Here is an 18,951-nt window from a genome sequence, read left to right on the forward strand (position 1 = left end):
GAAAGGAAGCCGGAGCCGCAAAGCTCCGGCTTTTTCTATGGGCGCGAATGCTTCCGAACATGCGGAATGTATTTTGCCATTCTCGCGCCCCATTATGATGACCGTTGTTAAAAGCCCAAAACGCCAGCGTTTGACCCGGCCGGGCTCACCGCATACTTTTAGTGCGCATGGTGTCTCGAGACACATATCGAGATTAGGGCACGCCATATGCCGTGTACGAGCAAAGCCATTCCGATAGACGCGATCATGCGCCATGCGCTTCTGATACTTTTCGCGGCCGTGATCGGTGCTTCAAGCGCGCCGAATATCGCGCGCGCGCAAGGACTCCCAATCATCCGGGACGCCGAAATCGAGGCTCTCCTTCAGGACTACGCCAAACCGATTTTCGCCGCCGCAGGATTCGGAAGCGGACGCGTCACCGTGCGCGTCGTCAATAACGACACGTTCAACGCCTTCGTGCTCGATGGCGCGCACGTCTTCATCCACACAGGCACGCTGATGCAAGCCCAGACGCCGAACGAAGTGATCGGGGTCATCGCCCACGAAAGCGGCCACATCGCCGGTGGACACATGGCGGCGCTTAGAGCTCGCATCGCGAAGGACCAGACTCGGGCGCTTCTTACCCAGGTCCTCGGTCTCGGTGCCATGGTCGCCGGGGGCGTTTCAGGAGGTTCAAACGGACGTCAAACGGCGGAAGGCGGCCAAGCCATCATGCAGGGTGGCACCAACATCATCATGAAGGGTCTTCTCGCGGAGCGGCGCTCGCAGGAATCCGCCGCCGACCAAGCCGGATTGAAATATCTGACGGCGACGAAACAGTCCGGGCGCGGAATGCTCGACACGTTCGAACGTTTCAAGCAGCAGGAATACCTGTCCGAAGACATGCAGGATCCGTTCATCCGTTCGCATCCGCTCTCGGTCGAGCGCCTAGCGCGGCTTAGCGCGCTCGTCGCAGCGAGTCCCTACGTCAACAAGAAGGATCCTCCGTCGCTTCAGCTTCGCCACGATCTGATGCGCGCGAAGCTCTCGGGCTATCTCGAAAGTCCCGAGACCGTTTTCAATCGCTATCCAGCGAGCGACACCTCATTGCCCGGGCGGTACGCGCGCGCCATTGCGACCTACTTCAAGGGCGGTCCAGGCGCGCTCGACAGCTCGATCAAGCAGATCGAGGGAATGATTCATGAGAATCCGAACTATCCGTATTTTTATGAACTCAAAGCCGATCTGTTGATGCGCGCAGGGAAAAAGGCCCGGGCTATTCCGGATTTGCGCCAAGCCTTGAAACTTGCGACGGGAAGCCCATTGATAGAAGTTGAACTCGCGGACGCACTTCAAGCGGATGGCGACGCCGGAGATACCAAGGAATCCATTGATCTACTTCGAAAATCTCTCATCGTTGATCAAAATGGGAAAGCCTACCGGCTTCTCGCCAACGCCTACTACAAACAGGGAAAAGCTCCTGAAGCCGACGCGATGATCGCGCAGGCGTATTTTTACGAAGGTAACGTCAAACAAGCTCAAATCTTCGCCAAGCGTGCTCAATCCCGGTTGCGTGCGGGTTCACCCGAGTGGTTGAAAAATGACGACATTATCAATTACAAGCCGCAGACATGAGTTCGCCCCGGCCCCTTAGTGAGATGAAATCCATGAATCTGAAAACCATCTGGAACAAACGTCTGGCCATGACGCGCAGATCGTCTGCGCTCGTCCTCCTTGCAGGCGGACTGGCGCTGCTTCTGCCGTTCGCCTCCGGCGTGATTGGCGGTTGGGGCCGCACGGCGCAGGCTGAAACAATCGCTCCGACCGCAGGCGGATCGGTTTTCAGCGACGAGCAGAAAAAAGCGCTTGGCGATATCATCAAGGATTACCTGATCAAGAATCCCGAGGTCATGATCGACGTGCAGAATGCACTCGATGAGAAGGCCCAAAAAGATCAAGAGGCCAAGCTGAAAACCTTCATGACGGACAACGGCAAAAAGATCTTCCGTGATCCGAATGCCTCTGTCGCGGGCGATCCCGATGGCGATATCACGGTAGTCGAATTCTTCGATTACAATTGCGGCTACTGCAAGCGCGGACTGCCCGAAGTTCAAACGCTGCTTAAGAAAGACAAGAAGATCCGCTTCGTCTTCAAAGAACTGCCCATTCTCTCGAAGGGCTCGGAGGAAGCCGCTCGCGTTGCGCTCGCGGTCAAGCGGCAGGGGCAAGACAAATACTGGAAATTCCATCAGCTCCTGCTGGGCGCGAGAGGACATGCGGATGAAGCGTCCGCGCTCAAGGTCGCGCAATCACTCGGGCTCGACATGAACAAGATCAAGACCGACATGGCGAGCGACGACGTGAAGAACGAGCTTAAGAACGATTTACTGCTCGCCAAAAGGCTCGGCATCAACGGCACGCCGCACTTCCTGGTCGGTACCAAGGCAATACCCGGGGCCCCAGACGACTTGCATGACCAGCTTGAGACGCTGGTCAGCGAGTTCCGGAAGGAAGGTTGCGGGATGTGCTGATCTGGCGCTAACGCATCGCCGCTTCAGGCTATTTGGGGCTCCGGGGATCGAATTAGGTGAGGCTCCGGGGCTCACTTTGCGTACGCAGGGAAAGCTGATAGACCCTGGGCTCCGCACAATCGCGTCTGGCCCTGGGTCCGGCGCCCGAGCACTCTCCAAATCATGACCCCACTCGTTTACGTCCTGAACGGCCCCAACCTCAATTTGCTCGGCGTCCGCGAGCCCGCCATTTACGGTAGCGAGACGTTAGCGGATCTGCGTGCGCGCACCGAGAAAGTCGCCGGCGCCCATGGACTGAAAATCGATTTTCGTCAGTCGAACGTCGAAGGCGAGATTGTCAATTGGGTTCAGGAGGCGCGCACGAAAGCCAAAGGCATCATTATCAATGCCGGCGGCTATACGCATACCTCCGTGGCCATTCTCGATGCCTTGCAGGCCTCGGAACTGCCGGTGATCGAGGTGCACCTCTCCAATATCTTTCGCCGCGACGAGTTTCGTCAGCATTCTTACATCTCCCTTGCGGCAACGGGCGTCATCTGCGGCCTGGGCGGCAAGGGGTACGAACTCGCGGTCGAGGCCATGGCGAATATCCTCGGCAACGCCGCCAAGAAGGCGTGACGCATATGTGCACACTTGGTCTATAAGTTGGACGCAAACGGATAAACCTCGAGGACAGAGGACTAATGACCGCAAAAGATCAGGGGCCAAAGACCGGAAGCAGCGAGGGTCAAATGATCCGCGAGCTTGCCGACCTTCTTAACGAGACCGGCCTCACCGAGATCGAAATCGAAAAGAGCGGTCTCAAGATCCGGGTAAAGAAGAAGGTCTCAATCGTCGCTACACCACCTCAGGCGTACGCGATGCCCGCCGCCGCATCTGCATCGCCCGCGCCAGCATCATCCGACGCCAAGCAATCGCCTCTCGCGGGCGATCTGTCGAAGCATCCTGGCGCCGTGAAGTCGCCGATGGTCGGGACGGCCTACCGCTCTCCGGAGCCCGGCGCGCCCACTTTCTGTGAGGTCGGAAGCAAGGTGAACCAAGGCGACACGCTGCTGATTATCGAAGCCATGAAAACGATGAACCAGATTCCGGCTCCGCGCGCTGGAACAGTGAAAGCCATTCTCATCGAGAATGCGCAACCGGTCGAGTTTGGCGAGCCGCTGATCATCATTGAATAAAGCGCGGCCGGCCGACGCCATGCCGGCGAGGACGCTGGAGTACAGATGTTCGACAAAATCTTGATCGCAAACCGGGGGGAAATCGCCTTACGCGTTCAGCGCGCTTGCCGAGAACTCGGCATCGCGACCGTCGCGGTTCATTCGACCGCCGACGCCGACGCCATGCACGTTCGCCTCGCCGATGAAAGCGTCTGCATCGGACCGCCGCCTGCGCGTGAGAGCTATCTCAATATCCCGGCGCTCGTGACGGCCTGTGAAATCACCGGCGCCGATGCGGTCCATCCCGGCTACGGCTTTCTTTCAGAGAACGCGCGCTTCGCCGAAATTCTCGAAGAGCATAAGATCACGTTCATCGGTCCGACGTCCGAACACATCCGAATCATGGGCGACAAGATCGAGGCGAAGGAAACGGCAAAACGGCTTGGCATTCCCGTCGTGCCCGGTTCAGCGGGCGCCGTCACCAGCGAGACCGAGGCGATGAAGATCGCCAAGGACATGGGCTTCCCGGTTCTCATCAAAGCCGCAGCCGGCGGCGGCGGACGTGGCATGAAGGTCGCGGCATCGGCGGCAGAACTCGGGACGGCGCTTGCAACGGCGCGCGCAGAAGCAAAGGCGGCGTTCAACGACGACGCGGTCTATATCGAGAAATATCTTCGGAAGCCGCGCCACATCGAAATTCAAGTTTTTGGCGACGGCAAGGGCAACGCCGTCCATCTCGGTGAGCGCGACTGCTCCCTGCAGCGGCGTCACCAGAAGGTGCTTGAGGAGAGCCCTTCTCCCGCCCTCAACGCAGCGCAACGGCAGAGTATCGGCAAAACGGTTGCCGATGCGATGCGCAAGCTGAAATATCGCGGCGCCGGAACGGTCGAATTTCTGTTCGAAGATGGCGAATTCTATTTCATTGAGATGAACACGCGACTGCAGGTCGAGCATCCGGTGACGGAGATGGTTACCGGGGCGGATCTCGTTTTGGAGCAGATCCGGGTCGCAGCAGGACTTCCCTTGAGTTTCACGCAAGAAGATGTCGAGCTTAAGGGCCACGCCATCGAGTGCCGCATCTGCGCTGAGAACCCGAAAGATTTTCGCCCGTCCCCCGGACAGATCACCTACTGGCACCCGCCGGGGGGCCTCGGCGTGCGCGTCGACAGCGGCGTCTATCAGGGCTATCGCATCCCGCCCTATTACGACAGTTTGATCGGCAAGCTCATCGTTTACGGCAAGTCGCGTAATGACTGCCTGATGCGCTTACGCCGCGCCTTGTCAGAGTTCGTCATTGACGGCATTGAAACCACAATCCCGCTGTTTCAAGATCTTGTTAAAGACCCCGACATCGCCGATGGAGTCTATGATATTCATTGGCTCGAAAAACATCTCGGGATGAAGTAACCTTTGCCACTGCGCGACATGTTTCGCGCGCGTCTGAAAGTTCGCTTGGCGAGTACCGGTATGGCGTCGCGCGACGATCCGATGTTCGAGATTACGCCGCAGGTCCTCCTGAAGGCCTATAGTTGCGGCATTTTTCCCATGGCCGAAAGCGCCGACGATCCGGCGCTCTACTGGATCGAGCCGCAGCAGCGGGGCGTGCTGCCCCTCGAAGATTTTCACGTTCCTCGCCGTCTTCTTCGCACTGTCCGTACGACACCTTGGAAAGTCAAAATCGACAACGATTACGATCGCGTCATCGACGGCTGTGCCGCCCCGCGCGCGGGGCGCATGTCGACATGGATCAATGCCCGCATCCGCTCACTTTATCGCGAGTTGTTCGATCTTGGGGCATGTCATACGGTCGAAGTCTGGGATGGAGATCACATCGTTGGCGGCCTTTATGGCGTAGCGCTGAAAAGTGCCTTTTTCGGTGAAAGCATGTTCTCGACCGAACGCGACGCATCCAAGATTGCCCTCGTACACCTCACCGCGCGGCTCATCCGCGGCGGCTTTACGCTTCTCGATACGCAATTCGTGACAGAGCATTTGCGCCAGTTTGGCACGGTCGAGTTGGACCGCTCCGCCTTCCAGGCAAAGCTTGAGAAGGCGCTCGACAAAAATGCGGACTTCTTTGACTTACCACGCGAAGCGACAGGCGACGAAGTTGCCGCGATCATCGCTCCGGCTCACTGAGTGGACGCTACGTAAAATCCGCCCCAGGCCCATCACGTCTTGCCGGATGCGATGGCGATGAACTCGCGCTCGGCGCGGGTAAAGTACCGTTCTTTGTGGCGCAGCGCGAAGAATCGCCGCTTCGGAAGCTGAACATCGATCGCGACGAGCGTCTTGGCTTTAAGCGAAGATGCGACCACAAGCTTCGAAATGATCGTCACCCCGCTTCCCGCTTCGACCGCACCACGGATGGCCTCATTCGAGGGAAGCTCAAGTGCGATGTTGAGTTTCCGCCTATCGACGCCGAGTTTCGCGACAGCCGTTTCAAGAATGGCGCGCGTTCCAGACCCCTCCTCGCGCACGACCCAACGGGCATCCGCCAATCGAGAAATCCCTCGCGCTGGTCCTTTCGCGAGAGGGTGTCCTGCCGCAACGACGAGCACCATCTCATCGTCCGCGACGGGCGTTACCGATAGTGCTGGGTCGTCGATATCGCCTTCGATGAAACCGAGATCCGCTGTCCCCGCCGCAACGTCGGAAGCTACGGATTGGGTGTTTCCAATTTTCAACGCAACGGAAATGCCGGAAAAGCGCGCTTGATAGGCATGAATGATCGACGGCAGCCAATAATTCCCGGCCGTCTGGCTGGCACCGATCGCCAGAGATCCCCGCTCTAGGCCGGCAAGATCGGCAAGGACCTTTTCTGCTCCGGCCGCGCGAGCCAGCACCGACTTCGCCTCGGCGAGAAAAAGTCGTCCCGCCTGGGTTAACATGATGCGGCGCCCGACGCGGTCGAACAGCTTGATCGCATAGCGCGTTTCAAGCGCGGAGACGGCAGCGCTCGTCCCGGATTGCGTGAGATTGAGGTCCTTCGCAGCCTGCGTGACGTGCTCGCGCTCTGCGACGGCCACGAAAATGCGAAGCTGCTCTAGCGTCATGTCTTTTCTCTTGATCGCACTCAGGCTATCGCCTCGACGAGACCGAGGCTGAACATCGCGACAAACAGAAAGGCAGCGAAGCCTAAAATCAAGGGTTGAATGCCTTTTGCCTTGAGCTTGGCGACGTCCGTTTCAAGCCCCATCGCGGCGAGCGCCATCGACAGCAGGAAGGTCGTGATCTGCACGATCACCCCTTTCGCGTGCGGAGGTATGGTGACAGCACTGTTGATTCCGACGAGCGCAATAAATCCGAGCACAAACCACGGCATCGGAGCCTTGGCCGCGGAACGGCTTCTATCGCCCAATCCTGCGCGCCGAGTCGCCAGGAGACCGAGAACGATGACGACCGGCGCCAGCATCGCGACTCGCGTGAGCTTGGCGATGGCCGCGGCGTCCCCAGCTTGCTGCCCATCCTGGTACGCCGCCGCCATCACCTGTGCGATTTCATGGATCGAAGCGCCGGCCCACAATCCGTAAGCGTGCGCGCCGAGGTGCAACACTCCGGGCAATAGCGGATAGATGAACATCGCAATCGATCCGAAAACCGTCACGCATGCGACCGCATAAGCGACGTCTTCATCGTGTGCCTCAGTCACGGTGTTCGTTGCGATCACGGCCGACGCTCCGCAAATGGAGGTGCCCGCTGCGATCAGTTCCGCGAGTTTTCGATCGACGCCGATCAATCGTCCGAGCCAGATCGTGAACAGGAAAGTCGCGACAAGCGTTGCCGCAATGACCGCCACACCGCCGGTCCCGACTTCGATGACCTGTTCTACCGTGAGCTGCAGGCCGAGCAGAATGATCGCGAACCGCAACACGCGCCGGAGGCTAAATGTAACGCCAGCCTTTGCGATGCCGGGCGTGCCGACCGTGTTATGAAGCGCGATGCCGAGCACAATCGCTAAAATCATCGGACTGAAGATCGCTACTCCTGGAAGCAGACGCAGCCCGAAGGATAGAGCTGCGATCGTCCCAGTAAGCAAAAGCCCTGGCCAGATCGTATTTGCGGAGCGCTTGCTAACCGCAGCACATGCGGCATCATTAAAAATTTCAATCTGTGCTGACGATTGGGTCATAGTCGCTATCCTTCCTTAGGTCGCGACCTGACATGGACGATTTCTTCCAATCGATCCAATTTATTATTTATTTCAATTCGTTCGATATATTCGAACAATCATCCGACGGCGCAGGCGTCAGATACCCGGCGAGAAATATACACGCCTACTCCCACTCGATCGTTCCGGGCGGCTTGGACGTCACGTCGTAGACGACGCGATTGACGCCGCGAACCTCGTTGATGATCCGCGTTGCGACGCGACCGAGAAATGCCATGTCGAAGTGGAAGAAATCGGCCGTCATGCCGTCTACGGACGTGACGGCACGCAATCCCAAAACATGGTCGTACGTACGTCCGTCGCCCATGACGCCGACCGTGCGCACCGGGAGCAGCACCGCGAACGCCTGCCAGATCGCGTCGTAAAGTCCGGCCTTGCGGATCTCGTCGAGATAGATCGCATCCGCCTGTCGCAGGATATCGAGCTTTTCTTTCGTAATGTCGCCGGGAATGCGAATGGCCAGCCCCGGTCCGGGGAACGGATGCCGTCCGACAAACGCTTCTGGCAATCCGAGCTCGCGCCCCAGAGCACGAACTTCGTCTTTGAAAAGTTCGCGCAACGGCTCGACGAGCTTCATATGCATTCGCTCAGGCAGCCCGCCGACATTGTGATGCGACTTGATAGTGACCGATGGGCCGCCGGTAAACGACACGCTCTCGATGACGTCGGGATAGAGCGTTCCCTGCGCGAGAAAATCGGCGCCGCCGATCTTTTTCGCCTCGGCTTCGAAGACATCAATGAAGTGCTTGCCGATCGTTTTACGCTTCGTTTCCGGATCGGAGATGCCAGCGAGGGCTTTCAGGAACTGTTCCGAAGCGTCCACGTGCGCGAGCGGAATATTGTAGTGGTCGCGAAAGAGCCGCACGACCTCGTCCGCCTCGCCGAGCCGCATCAGGCCGTGATCGACAAATACGCACGCGAGCTGATCCCCCACGGCCTCGTGAATGAGAACAGCGGCAACCGCACTGTCGACACCGCCCGAGAGGCCGCAGATCACCCGGCTCTTGCCGACTTGCGCCCGGATCTTCTCGATCATGACGCGGCGGTAGGCCGCCATGGTCCAGTCAGACTTCAGTCCGGCGATCTTGTGAACGAAATTCGAGATCAGCTTGGCGCCGTCAGGCGTATGCACGACCTCAGGATGAAATTGCACGGCGTAGAAACGACGTGCTTCGTCCGCGACGGCAGCGAAAGGCGCATTCTCGCTCGTCGCTATAACTTGAAAACCGTCCGGCAGCCGTGTCACGCGATCGCCGTGACTCATCCAGACCTGATGACGCGTGCCCGGATCCCAGAAACCGTCAAACAGCGGGCTTGGCTTATCGATGGAGAGAAACGCCCGGCCGAACTCGCGGTGATGCCCGGCTTCCACCTTGCCCCCGAGTTGCTCGGCCATCGTCTGCTGACCGTAGCAGATGCCGAGCACGGGAATACCGGATGAAAAAACATCGGTCGGAGCCCGCGGCGAATCCTCCTCCGTCACCGACGCGGGGCCGCCGGATAGAATGACGGCTTTCGGCTTCAGCTTGGCGAAAGCTTCGGCGGCATTCTGATAGGGATGAATTTCCGAGTAGACGCCGCACTCGCGGACGCGCCGCGCAATAAGCTGCGTGACTTGGCTGCCAAAATCGATGATGAGGACTGTATCGGTCAATTCGGAAGGCTCGCTGTTTCGGAGCTTTCCCCTACGCGATCATTGCAAACACCGCAACGTCCGGCTCAGTGCATGTGTACCATGACAGCGGGCCAACCTGCCGCACCGCAAGTTACTCGCGATCAAACCGACAGCCCAGACGGTGACGGCGGGGCGCACGCCGCAGGCTTTCCAAGCCAACCAGCCGGCAACGGCTATCATGATGTAAAGACCCGTCCAGGCAATTGGAAAATTCCAGTTCGGCGGTGTCCATATCGGCTTATTTGAGCTGGCGTACCAATCGCCGGGCATGAAATAGGCGCCCGAGGAAGCCGCGACGGCGACCAAGACAGCGAAGAGCAGAAACGTTCTGGGGTTTTTCAGTTGCTGACTCTCTGTCTCATCGTCGATTAAAAAGGTCCCACGAACCAACCGATCGAAGGCAACGCAATTCATGTTGATGGTCAAGACGCGGATCGGGCCGAGTAAGATCGCCGGGACCGGACTCTTTGCCGCTGAGGATATCGAAAAAGGGACTGTCACGTGGCGATTCATGTCCGCCTACGATCAGCTGCTGACTCAGGGTGATATTGAAATGCTGCCGGAGCCTGCTCGATCCAACATTCTCGATCATACCTACCTTGATGGGGCGAGCGGGATGTACGTGCTTTGCGCCGACAACGCGCGCTTCATGAACCATGCCAACGACCCCAACACCGCGGGCGTCCACGAACCGGGCGCCATCGACGGCTACGATATCGCGACGCGTAAGATCGCCGCCGGAGAAGAGCTGACTTGCGATTATCGCACCTTCGATGCGGATGTCGGCATCAAGCTCGGCGGCGCGCGCTGACGGAACTCATTGCCCCGGATTTAGGGCGACGCCTGCTGCTTGCTTTCGGCTTATCCTGCGTCTCTTCACGGCAAGCGCCCTGAGAACCTGGGCTCCCATAATCCGCCGTTGAAGATAAGGCGAAAAATACCCCGCGTAGCGCTGCCATAGCTCGGAACGCCGCCAATCGTCGCCCGAGACTTGGCCGCGACAGTGCGGCGAGCCGCACGAGCACGTAAATTCGTCGTAGGGCGAACCGTCGCTCATTGCGTAGTCGTACGTAATCTCCTCGGCCGGACGAATGTCCCGCATGGCGACCAGCGCGATCTGTCCCGAAAGTCCGGCGTTTGGATCGCAGCTATGGTTGACGTAATCCGGCGGCTCGCAATCGGATAGCGAGACCAAATATTGATTTTCCTCGACCTGCAACGAATAGCGCCTAACCGTCGGCGGCATGCCGTTCAGCTCTTCGCCTGTGACAAGCGTGCCGCTCCAAACGACGATCAGTTCCCCTTTCGCAATCGCCTCCCGCGCAACGACCATATGGCCGCCGCGGTTCGGTATTGGATGGACGTCGCATTTCGGAGAGAGGAAGGAGTGTGCCCTACCGCTCATTCATTGACCTCAATTGGCCGCAACGAGCGGGGTGCGCCACAAACGCATTAAGCGAAGCATGGCATTTGTCCCTCGGTTTGCCGACAGCCTGGCGGCAAACGTCGCATCACATAATTTCGCCGTGTGCGATGTCAACGGCGAAAAATAGGCAATTGCGTGTTGCGCCGCCGCTCACATTTTATTTCCGCAAATACGAAATGGCAGAAAAGAATTGGGCAAACGGCGCTATCGGGGGTGGAACGCATCAGAGATGCAGTAAAACCTCAATCCACAGAATCGCGGCTACGAAGCCCGGGCCAGGACAGCGATGAAGAACCCGTCCGTTCCATGATGGCCGGGCGTGAGGAGGAGCGAGTCTGAACGGCCGTCGGCCGAGGCTGGCGGATCGCCCCGTAATCCGGACGCGGCCCATGCGGCGCCGGTCGGTACGGCTCGAAATTCCTCGTTGGACTTTTGAAAGGCTGCGACCTGCTCGACGTTCTCCTCCGGCAGGATCGAGCACGTGACGTAGACGAGTTGCCCGCCGGGCTTCACCAGCGATGCCGCCCGGGCGAGAACCGACCGCTGCTCGGCCTGGCGGGCCGAAAGCGCCTCTGGCTTCAAACGCCACTTCGCGTCGGGCCGACGTCGCCACGTACCGGTGCCGGTACACGGTGCGTCCGCCAAAACGACGTCGAACCGTGGACCCAGCACTTCGAGAGCGGCTTCGTCGCCTGCCCGCAGAACCTGTACGTTGCGGACTCCGGCCCGTTTAATCCGCTCGAAAATCGGTTTCAGCTGAAAACGGTCCGCATCGTATGCGTAAAGCTGGCCGGTGTTCTGCATCAAGGCTGCCAGAGCGAGCGTCTTGCCGCCCGCCCCTGCGCAAAGGTCCAGAATCTGCTTCCGGGGGCCTGCCCCTGACAGTAGAGCCGCGATTTGCGAACCTTCGTCCTGAATTTCGAACCAGCCTGCCTGAAATGCCGCTTCTGCCTGAAGGTTGGGCGTCCGCTGGGCGCCAGCCGGTGCCGGTACGCGGATCCCAATTGGAGAAACCAGACATGCCTCGGCGCCAAACGGCGCCAGTGCTTTCAAAACTTTTTCCTGTGTCGACTTCAGCGTGTTGACGCGGAGATCGGCCGGAGCCCGCCGGGCCATCGCCTCACCTTCCGCGACGGCATTTGCGCCAAACTGCGCCGAGAAAGACGGCCAAAGCCATTCGGGGATGTCCGCGCGGATAGCGTCGGGCGCCGCGCTCATATCTCGCGCGAGGCCGGCGCGCTCGACGTCCGTCAACGGCGACGGCGCGTGGTCTGCGCCGTTACACGCTTCGACCACGGCGTTCGGGGAAATTCCAAGTGCAGAGGACGCCGCACCGATCGCCATAGCGCGCGGGGAGTCGTCGCTCATCGCCCACGCCAGCGACGCACGACGGCGAAGCGCATCGTAAACGAGACCGCCGATGGCGTTACGATCGCCTGATCCCGCGAAGCGATGGGCCTTACCCCAGTCTGTCAATGCGATGGCGACGGGCTGGTAACGATTGAGGATCGCCTCCAGAACCTCGATCGCCGCGGCGATCCGGGCTCCAGGTCTCATGTGATGTCCATCAAACACCAGCCAGAATTTTGATCGCGAAAATGATCCACATCGCCAGCAACACTACGAGACTTCCTCCGTACATGCGGCCGCGCAGCATGACGATATTGCTCGTCGTATGCACGTAGGCATGGACAATACGAAAGGCGACGAAGACCCAGGCGAGCACAAGCAATAGAAGATCCCCCACCCTGGTTATCAGAATGAAGGCGATCAGAACGTAGAAGAGGACTGGCAGCTCCAATTGGTTTTTGAAGGCGTTTCCATACTGAGTCGTCTTTTGCGGCCATCCGGGCTGGCCAAGCGCGATATCATCAGTTTTGACCTCACCGCTGCGAAGGTTTGAGACACGTCCGACAGCTGTCCTCAAAAGTAGAAGGAACGTCAGAAAGACAAGGACGAATACCGGCAACAGGAAGTCAGCGACAGTCATTGATGCCTCCGCATTGAGAGCGCCCTCGCGCGTAACCTATATCCCGGACCCAGGATAGTTAGGACTTTCTCGCGTAATCAGTACGCCATGAGCGTGACTTTCGCGGATGCCCGCCGGAGAGATGCGTACGAACTTCGCCCGCTTCTGGAATTCCGGGATGGTTTTGGCGCCGAGATATCCCATCCCGGCCCGCAAACCACCCACGAGCTGGTGCACGACAGAATCCATCGGCCCCTTATAAGGAACCTGTCCCTCGATACCTTCGGGCACGAGCTTCAAAGTATCTCGAACCTCCGCCTGGAAGTAGCGATCGGCCGATCCCCGCGCCATTGCACCGACCGAGCCCATGCCGCGATACGACTTGTAGGTCCGCCCCTGATAGAGATAGGTCTCACCCGGCGCTTCGTCCGTCCCCGCAAGGAGAGAACCGATCATCACGCACGATGCGCCCGCCGCAATCGCCTTAGCGATGTCGCCCGAAAAGCGGATACCGCCGTCCGCAATGACGGGGACGCCGACGCGCGCGGCTTCCTTTGCGCACTCCATCACGGCCGTCAGCTGCGGAACGCCGACCCCGGCAACGATCCGCGTCGTGCAGATGGAGCCCGGGCCGATGCCGACCTTGACCGCATCGGCTCCCGCATCGATCAGCGCTTTCGTAGCATCTGCCGTCGCGACGTTTCCGGCGATGACCTGCGCGCTGTTTGACTGCCGTTTGATACGCGCGACGGCTTCGATCACCTTGGCCGAATGTCCGTGTGCTGTGTCGACCACGATCACATCGCAGCCAGCATCGATCAGGCGTTCGGTGCGTTCGAACCCATCTTCGCCGACGGTTGTCGCAGCCGCAACACGCAAGCGGCCCTGCGCATCCTTCGAGGCGTTCGGATGTTTCGCGGCTTTCTCAATGTCCTTGACCGTGATGAGCCCGATGCAATTGTTATGCTCGTCAACGACGATGAGTTTTTCGATGCGGTTCTGATGCAGCAGCCGCTTAGCTTCATCCTGAGAGACGCTGCGCTTCACCGTTACGAGATTCTTTTTCGTCATCAGCTCGGAAACGGGCTGATCGACGTGTGTTGCGAACCGGACGTCGCGGTTGGTCAGAATTCCGACGAGCCGCCCTTTCCCGGCGCTGCCGTCTGCGGCTTCACTCGTGCTTTCCACGACCGGGAGGCCGGTGATGCCTTTATCGGCCATCAGCTTGAGCGCATCACCCAAGGTCTTGCGCGGCGATATCGTGACGGGATTTAAAACGATACCGCTTTCATAGCGTTTGACCTGCGCGACGTGCCGCGCCTGTTCCTCGATGGTCAGATTGCGATGCAGAACGCCAATGCCGCCCTCCTGCGCCATCGCGATCGCGAGCCGCGCTTCCGTCACGGTATCCATCGCCGAGGACAACAGCGGGATGCTGAGCCGCACCGATTTCGTCAGTTGGGTCGAGACGTCGGCCTGTCCCGGCATCACGTCGGAGGGACCGGGAACCAGCAGCACGTCGTCAAAGGTAAGCGCGACCCCCGAATCGAGCGAAAGGCTCGAAGTCATGCGGATTTCTCCAGATTTTTGGGGGGCGACACGTTCGGGCCCCCTAGGGCGGAACATTGTCGCGGGGTCTATAGCACCAAGGCCCAGCGCATGGAAGCGCTTCGATCCGCGTCAAATGGTTATGCTGTCACAAAATCTGTCGCACCTGCACCGATGCGGGCCGTCACACGCCTGTCGTCGAAGCCTGAGACGTTCAGCGTACGGGGTGCGAACCCCCATAGGATTTGCCTCAGGTTCGGTATGGTTGATGCTAAGGTGACGGTTGGATTTGGCGTAGCTGCCGCCGGACTTCTCATTCTCTGCGCGTCCCTGGCGAAGATCGAACCCCATTTCTCGGCTGAGCCCTGGCAGAAGGACCACCTCCACCCTGTCGCGGCTCTTGCATGGGCCGAGGCGCATTGCGATTCACGGTTGATCCTGACCACAGGTACACCGGTACTGCAACGCGACGACCTACTTGCGATGTCCGGAGCGTTTGACACGATTGAACAGACGCAAGGTCACGCGAGGGCCTGCACGATGGCTACGACGCGCGCGGCGGCCGTGACCGAACGGAATAGCCGCAATCAAGGACACATCGCGGCTGCCCGCGTCGCTCAAGCCCCCTGACCGCCGCGAAATCCGGTCGCCAGAACATAGAGCTCCGAGCTTTCTGCCCGGCTCGCCGGTGGCTTCACATGCCGCACGACCTTGAAGTCGCGCTTCAGTGCGTCGAGCAGATCTCGCTCTGTGCCACCTTGAAAAACCTTGCACAGGAAAACGCCTCCCGGCTCCAGCACGTCGGCAGCGAATGCGGCTGCGGCTTCTGCGAGCCCCATGATCCGCAGGTGATCGGTCTTTGCGTGTCCCACTGTCGGGGCCGCCATGTCCGACAAAACGACGTCGGCACGGCCTCCGCGCAAATGGGATTTGAGGACGTCCTCGGCCGACGGATCGGTAAAATCCAATTCGATGATCTCGACGCCGGGTATGGGTTCAAAGCTAAGGTAATCGATGGCAACGACCTGGCCCTTACCGCCATCTGCCTTGACCCGGTCGGCAGCAACCTGAGACCAACCGCCTGGCGCTGCGCCAAGATCAATGACGCGCTGTCCAGGTTTCAAGAAGTTGTAGCGCGCATCGATCTCGCGCAGCTTGAAGGCCGCGCGCGATCGTAAACCTTCTCGTTTGGAGGCCGCCACATATGGATCATTCAACTGCCTTTCGAGCCATCGCGCAGATGAAACCGATCGCTTGCCCGCGGTCTTTACTTTCGTATGGAGTTGGCGCTGGCCGCCACTCAGACTTTGCCGGCCACCCTTCCCGCCGGCGCCTTTGCTGCTCTTCACGGCGCATATCCATTGCTGGGACGCCGCGATCGTCCGCGCCTCCGGCGACCTGTCCGCCAGACGCCGTCTTCCATCATCAGCCGCATCAGAATGCCTTCGCGAAGCCCGCGGTCGGCGACGCGCAACCGCTCGGCTGGCCAGAGTTTCAAAATCGCATCCAGGATGGCGCATCCTGCGAGTACAAGATCGGCGCGTTCACGACCAATGCATGGCTCAAGGACGCGACCTTCATAGCTTAGTCCGAGCAGGCGGGCTGTAACCTCGTCGATCTCGGCGACGTTCAACCAAATGCCATCGACGCGCTTTCGGTCATAGCGCTCAAGACCGAGTAACACGCCTGCGATCGTCGTCACTGTGCCAGATGTTCCGAGAAGATGGACGCGCCGTCCAGCAAGGCGCTCGCAAAACCGGTGTTTCGCCTCGAAGGGAGCGAGAAGCTTTGCCACGGCGTCAGACATCGCCGCAAAACTTTCCGGCGTGACCGTGCGTCCATCGAACCGTTCAGCGAGTGTCACGACGCCAACGGGAAGCGATTCCCAAGCGACGATCGCATCATTGACGTCCGTACGCCCGGTCAGCACATCTCGGCGCGAGCCGAGACGCGTCATGTCGAGCCAGATGATTTCCGACGATCCGCCGCCAATGTCGAATACGAGCACGAATTCCGCTTCGGGATCGACAAGCGTTGCGCAGCCCGCAACGGCGAGCCGAGCCTCGATCTCGGGCGTCAAGATTTCGAGGTCAAGGCCAAAGCTGTCTCTGACTTTTGCCACAAACGACTGCCCGTTCTCGGCGACGCGGCAAGCCTGCGTCGCGACCATACGAGCCCTGGCCACGCGATGACGCTGCAGCTTTCCGGCACAGACCTTGAGCGCCTCCAGGGTCCGATCCATAGCCTGCTCGGAGAGCCTGCCGGATTGGCCAATACCTTCGCCGAGACGAATGATGCGCGAGAAGGCATCGACGACCCGAAAGCCGCGTCGCGACGGGCGCGCGAGCAAGAGGCGGCAATTGTTCGTCCCTAAATCCAACGCCCCATAGATTGGATCGCTGATGGAATCGAGGCCTCGCGGCGCACTGCGTCCAGACGGACGCACACCAAATGAGGGCACGTTCGCAGCAGACGCCAAATTTGCGGCAAGCGAAGCCTTACTGTCGAAGTCACCATGTCCTTCGAAATAATGCTTATGCCCGTTGGCTGGCGCTTCGCCCCGCTCAGCCAGGGACGCGAGGCCTTCCTCGTCGGATTTCGGCCGCCGCTCGCCTTCAATCGGCGCGCCGGGGCCTGCGTTGACAGGCTTCACGTTTGTTCTCCAGGACCTGGTATGACGACGGCGTGCCGCAACGAGCCGCATTCTTCAGGCCGATGATCTGGACCTCGGTTGAGCCAAGTGTAGCAGGTCGTGGATCGAGGTAAAGCCAGCCGATAAACGTTTAGGATTCAATGGCTGCGGCCATGCACAACCGGCGAAACGACTCGCAGAAAGTGCTCTCTGTCGTCAATCCGCGCTGCGGTTCGTTTTAGGTTGCCCAAGGTCCGCAGGGTTTCTTCGGCTGTTTGATATATGTGTGAGCGGACCGGTCGCCGGAGAGTCTATGATCTTGGGCATGGGACATGGCAGGGAAATGCCATGGCTGCCTTGCGGAGTAAGAAAGCTGCTGCTATGACCCGCCCTCCGGCGAAGCCCTTGCCTCGCCTGATCCCGGCATTGGGGGATCGTCTAATGGTAGGACTGCAGACTCTGACTCTGCCTGTCTAGGTTCGAATCCTAGTCCCCCAGCCACCAACTAACTTATTGAGACGACTACATTTTATATAATTCCAGCGAGCGGTATTTCGTTGTAAATTCCGCGCCTTATCAACAGGCACCTTTTATAAACTGCCACCGGACGCGTCACTGCAGGACGTTCCTGGAGTCTAAGACCGTTTTATCTCTGTCGTCATTTTTCAGCCGGTCAGACTCGCATCGTTCCGCGCGGTGGCGGGCACGCTATCGCGTCTCGAACCCGAGAACTGTGCGCTGGAGCTGCCAGTCATGTGGCAGGTCTTTGCAAAGAGAGACAAGATGCGTGGGTGCGAGCTCGGGTGGATATCGTCCGGATAGGAGTGCCCGGACGATATCAGGAGCGAGATACGTCAGGCGCATGTGGACCGATAGATAGTCCCGTTTGATACCAAGGCGCTGCGCCATCGCGTCCAGGGTGGCATCACGGCCCGTCATAAGCGCAACACGTGTTGCATGCGCGTCGCGCATTAAAGCCGCCATCTGTCCGTTGGGTTTCTCGGTAGTCCCGCCCCCGACCACCAATCGGATGCCCTTGCCGGCGCGCCGAAGCTTGGCTTCGATGCACAGCTCGAATGCATCGGATCCGCTCATCGGTGACAGACTGAATGCATTGCCCAACAAGACAGATGCGATCTCGTTTCGCTTCAGCGCCATGACGATCTTCTCATCCTGGATCTCGACCTGAACGACGGATCGCATCAGCTCTCGGACTGTGTTCGGAGGGAGATCTGTCCAGGTTTCAGCAAATCGGATCGACTCTGAGAGAGCCGAGCGAAGCGTTGAGGCATCAAGATCGAAGCCTGACAATGCCTCTCCAACATCGGTTTCGGACGCAAAGAACGCACGAAGCCGGTCAAGGACCAAAGCCTCAACGTCGCCTGCGGGAATGCGCCAGCCTTTGGCATGATCCGAGCGGATGCCCGTGATCAGCGATGTCGAGACATAGTACCGATAACGGCGACCCTGCTTGACCGCATGCGTCGGCGTCATCCGCTGGCCGCGAGCATCCACGATCAGTCCAGCCAGCAGGCTCGGCTCTTCCGTAGTTATGCCGAGCGTCCTTGCCTGCCGGTTCTCGACCAGCTTCTCCTGGACAATCTGCCAGAGTTCGGCGTCGATGATCGCCTGATGCTGACCGGGGTAGATGCGGTCTTGGTGTGCGATCTCACCGCGATAGAGGTGGTTTTGCAGCAGGGTATAGAGTGCCCCTCGCGAGAAGCGGTTCCCACCCGCCAGGACACCACCGGCACCCGCGCGGCGCTTGCTAACAATGCTAAGGCGGTCAAGCTCGTACCCGAGCAGCCGGACCGACCCGAGGTCCGCGTAACGCCGGAAGATCATGCGGACCGTCTCGGCCTC

At 59.4% G+C, this 18,951-nt stretch carries 19 protein-coding genes and 1 tRNA gene; 9 read left to right on the forward strand and 11 right to left on the reverse strand.

Translation table 11 applies throughout. The annotated features are described in order from the left end of the window. The first annotated feature begins 207 nt into the window (after nucleotides 1–207). From VHB22_RS04005 to aat, 6 genes are all read left to right on the forward strand, one after another. The gene (locus VHB22_RS04005) at nucleotides 208–1,614 is read left to right on the forward strand and encodes a M48 family metalloprotease (RefSeq protein ID WP_325455665.1); all 1,407 of its coding nucleotides are present in this window, start codon (nucleotides 208–210) and stop codon (nucleotides 1,612–1,614) included. Nucleotides 1,615–1,646: 32 nt separating this feature from the next. Further along, the gene (locus VHB22_RS04010; protein ID WP_325455666.1) at nucleotides 1,647–2,510 is read left to right on the forward strand and encodes a DsbA family protein; all 864 of its coding nucleotides are present in this window, start codon (nucleotides 1,647–1,649) and stop codon (nucleotides 2,508–2,510) included. A 162-nt stretch (nucleotides 2,511–2,672) separates the two neighbouring features. Continuing rightward, the gene (gene aroQ / locus VHB22_RS04015; RefSeq protein ID WP_325455667.1) at nucleotides 2,673–3,128 is read left to right on the forward strand and encodes a type II 3-dehydroquinate dehydratase; all 456 of its coding nucleotides are present in this window, start codon (nucleotides 2,673–2,675) and stop codon (nucleotides 3,126–3,128) included. A 65-nt stretch (nucleotides 3,129–3,193) separates the two neighbouring features. Further along, a complete protein-coding gene (gene accB / locus VHB22_RS04020; protein ID WP_325455668.1) occupies nucleotides 3,194–3,688 on the forward strand; it encodes an acetyl-CoA carboxylase biotin carboxyl carrier protein in 495 nt (164 codons plus the stop codon). 45 nt (nucleotides 3,689–3,733) lie between these two features. Continuing rightward, the gene (gene accC / locus VHB22_RS04025) at nucleotides 3,734–5,074 is read left to right on the forward strand and encodes an acetyl-CoA carboxylase biotin carboxylase subunit (RefSeq protein WP_325455669.1); all 1,341 of its coding nucleotides are present in this window, start codon (nucleotides 3,734–3,736) and stop codon (nucleotides 5,072–5,074) included. A gap of 60 nt (nucleotides 5,075–5,134) precedes the next feature. Then, a complete protein-coding gene (gene aat / locus VHB22_RS04030; RefSeq protein ID WP_325455670.1) occupies nucleotides 5,135–5,806 on the forward strand; it encodes a leucyl/phenylalanyl-tRNA--protein transferase in 672 nt (223 codons plus the stop codon). Between the two features lie 32 nt (nucleotides 5,807–5,838). Here aat and VHB22_RS04035 read toward each other — a convergent pair whose 3' ends face one another. The 4 genes from VHB22_RS04035 to VHB22_RS04050 all read right to left on the reverse strand — a co-directional run bounded on the left by VHB22_RS04035 (nucleotide 5,839) and on the right by VHB22_RS04050 (nucleotide 10,026). Then, nucleotides 5,839–6,723 (reverse strand): LysR substrate-binding domain-containing protein, encoded by an 885-nt coding sequence (locus VHB22_RS04035; RefSeq protein ID WP_325455671.1) that lies wholly within the window; start codon nucleotides 6,721–6,723, stop codon nucleotides 5,839–5,841. Between the two features lie 20 nt (nucleotides 6,724–6,743). Continuing rightward, nucleotides 6,744–7,799: a YeiH family protein gene (locus tag VHB22_RS04040; RefSeq protein ID WP_325455672.1), complete on the reverse strand. Its 1,056-nt coding sequence runs from the start codon at nucleotides 7,797–7,799 to the stop codon at nucleotides 6,744–6,746. A 145-nt stretch (nucleotides 7,800–7,944) separates the two neighbouring features. After that, nucleotides 7,945–9,492, reverse strand: a complete 1,548-nt coding sequence (gene guaA / locus VHB22_RS04045; protein WP_325455673.1) for a glutamine-hydrolyzing GMP synthase — start codon at nucleotides 9,490–9,492, stop codon at nucleotides 7,945–7,947. 39 nt (nucleotides 9,493–9,531) lie between these two features. Further along, nucleotides 9,532–10,026, reverse strand: coding sequence for a TspO/MBR family protein (locus VHB22_RS04050; protein ID WP_325455674.1), 495 nt, complete (start codon nucleotides 10,024–10,026; stop codon nucleotides 9,532–9,534). Here VHB22_RS04050 and VHB22_RS04055 point away from each other — a divergent pair. After that, a complete protein-coding gene (locus VHB22_RS04055; RefSeq protein WP_325455675.1) occupies nucleotides 9,926–10,324 on the forward strand; it encodes an SET domain-containing protein in 399 nt (132 codons plus the stop codon). The two genes, VHB22_RS04050 and VHB22_RS04055, sit on opposite strands and share 101 nt — an antisense overlap. 6 nt (nucleotides 10,325–10,330) lie before the next feature. Here VHB22_RS04055 and VHB22_RS04060 read toward each other — a convergent pair whose 3' ends face one another. The 4 genes from VHB22_RS04060 to guaB form a co-directional block, all read right to left on the reverse strand. Further along, entirely contained in the window at nucleotides 10,331–10,918 is a 588-nt protein-coding gene (locus VHB22_RS04060) for an SET domain-containing protein (RefSeq protein WP_325455676.1), read from the reverse strand. Nucleotides 10,919–11,200: 282 nt separating this feature from the next. Then, nucleotides 11,201–12,496, reverse strand: coding sequence for an RsmB/NOP family class I SAM-dependent RNA methyltransferase (locus VHB22_RS04065; protein ID WP_325455677.1), 1,296 nt, complete (start codon nucleotides 12,494–12,496; stop codon nucleotides 11,201–11,203). Nucleotides 12,497–12,506: 10 nt separating this feature from the next. Continuing rightward, the gene (locus tag VHB22_RS04070) at nucleotides 12,507–12,929 is read right to left on the reverse strand and encodes an MAPEG family protein (RefSeq protein ID WP_325455678.1); all 423 of its coding nucleotides are present in this window, start codon (nucleotides 12,927–12,929) and stop codon (nucleotides 12,507–12,509) included. Between the two features lie 36 nt (nucleotides 12,930–12,965). Then, a complete protein-coding gene (gene guaB, locus VHB22_RS04075) occupies nucleotides 12,966–14,477 on the reverse strand; it encodes an IMP dehydrogenase (RefSeq protein WP_325455679.1) in 1,512 nt (503 codons plus the stop codon). 90 nt (nucleotides 14,478–14,567) lie between these two features. On the opposite strand from guaB, the gene VHB22_RS04080 reads away from it, so the two are divergent. Further along, nucleotides 14,568–15,086, forward strand: a complete 519-nt coding sequence (locus tag VHB22_RS04080) for a hypothetical protein (protein ID WP_325455680.1) — start codon at nucleotides 14,568–14,570, stop codon at nucleotides 15,084–15,086. Here the strand turns inward: VHB22_RS04080 and VHB22_RS04085 are convergent. Together VHB22_RS04085 and VHB22_RS04090 are read right to left on the reverse strand one after the other, a co-directional pair. After that, a complete protein-coding gene (locus tag VHB22_RS04085; protein ID WP_414652698.1) occupies nucleotides 15,074–15,805 on the reverse strand; it encodes an RlmE family RNA methyltransferase in 732 nt (243 codons plus the stop codon). The two genes, VHB22_RS04080 and VHB22_RS04085, sit on opposite strands and share 13 nt — an antisense overlap. Beyond that, entirely contained in the window at nucleotides 15,802–17,109 is a 1,308-nt protein-coding gene (locus tag VHB22_RS04090) for a Ppx/GppA phosphatase family protein (RefSeq protein ID WP_325455681.1), read from the reverse strand. Before VHB22_RS04090 ends, VHB22_RS04085 begins: the two co-directional genes overlap by 4 nt. Nucleotides 17,110–17,515: 406 nt before the next feature. On the opposite strand from VHB22_RS04090, the gene VHB22_RS04095 reads away from it, so the two are divergent. Next, nucleotides 17,516–17,589: transfer RNA gene (locus VHB22_RS04095), tRNA-Gln, on the forward strand. Nucleotides 17,590–17,796: 207 nt separating this feature from the next. Here the strand turns inward: VHB22_RS04095 and VHB22_RS04100 are convergent. Further along, nucleotides 17,797–18,951 (reverse strand): recombinase family protein (locus VHB22_RS04100; RefSeq protein WP_325455682.1); only part of this gene is annotated, 1,155 nt, incomplete at its 5' end.

The organism is Hyphomicrobium sp. (assembly GCF_035548195.1).
In the GTDB taxonomy this organism is placed as follows: Bacteria; Pseudomonadota; Alphaproteobacteria; order Rhizobiales; family Hyphomicrobiaceae; genus Hyphomicrobium_B.

What these genes read in the sequence shown, in the direction of transcription:
- VHB22_RS04005 (WP_325455665.1), top strand. Translation starts at nt 208, where the DNA reads ATGCCGTGTACGAGCAAAGCCATTCCGATAGACGCGATCATGCGCCAT.
- VHB22_RS04010 (WP_325455666.1), top strand. Translation starts at nt 1,647, where the DNA reads ATGAATCTGAAAACCATCTGGAACAAACGTCTGGCCATGACGCGCAGA.
- aroQ (WP_325455667.1), top strand. Translation starts at nt 2,673, where the DNA reads ATGACCCCACTCGTTTACGTCCTGAACGGCCCCAACCTCAATTTGCTC.
- accB (WP_325455668.1), top strand. Translation starts at nt 3,194, where the DNA reads ATGACCGCAAAAGATCAGGGGCCAAAGACCGGAAGCAGCGAGGGTCAA.
- accC (WP_325455669.1), top strand. Translation starts at nt 3,734, where the DNA reads ATGTTCGACAAAATCTTGATCGCAAACCGGGGGGAAATCGCCTTACGC.
- aat (WP_325455670.1), top strand. Translation starts at nt 5,135, where the DNA reads ATGGCGTCGCGCGACGATCCGATGTTCGAGATTACGCCGCAGGTCCTC.
- VHB22_RS04035 (WP_325455671.1), bottom strand. Translation starts at nt 6,723, where the DNA reads ATGACGCTAGAGCAGCTTCGCATTTTCGTGGCCGTCGCAGAGCGCGAG.
- VHB22_RS04040 (WP_325455672.1), bottom strand. Translation starts at nt 7,799, where the DNA reads ATGACCCAATCGTCAGCACAGATTGAAATTTTTAATGATGCCGCATGT.
- VHB22_RS04055 (WP_325455675.1), top strand. Translation starts at nt 9,926, where the DNA reads ATGTTGATGGTCAAGACGCGGATCGGGCCGAGTAAGATCGCCGGGACC.
- VHB22_RS04050 (WP_325455674.1), bottom strand. Translation starts at nt 10,026, where the DNA reads ATGAATCGCCACGTGACAGTCCCTTTTTCGATATCCTCAGCGGCAAAG.
- VHB22_RS04060 (WP_325455676.1), bottom strand. Translation starts at nt 10,918, where the DNA reads ATGAGCGGTAGGGCACACTCCTTCCTCTCTCCGAAATGCGACGTCCAT.
- VHB22_RS04065 (WP_325455677.1), bottom strand. Translation starts at nt 12,496, where the DNA reads ATGAGACCTGGAGCCCGGATCGCCGCGGCGATCGAGGTTCTGGAGGCG.
- VHB22_RS04070 (WP_325455678.1), bottom strand. Translation starts at nt 12,929, where the DNA reads ATGACTGTCGCTGACTTCCTGTTGCCGGTATTCGTCCTTGTCTTTCTG.
- guaB (WP_325455679.1), bottom strand. Translation starts at nt 14,477, where the DNA reads ATGACTTCGAGCCTTTCGCTCGATTCGGGGGTCGCGCTTACCTTTGAC.
- VHB22_RS04080 (WP_325455680.1), top strand. Translation starts at nt 14,568, where the DNA reads ATGGAAGCGCTTCGATCCGCGTCAAATGGTTATGCTGTCACAAAATCT.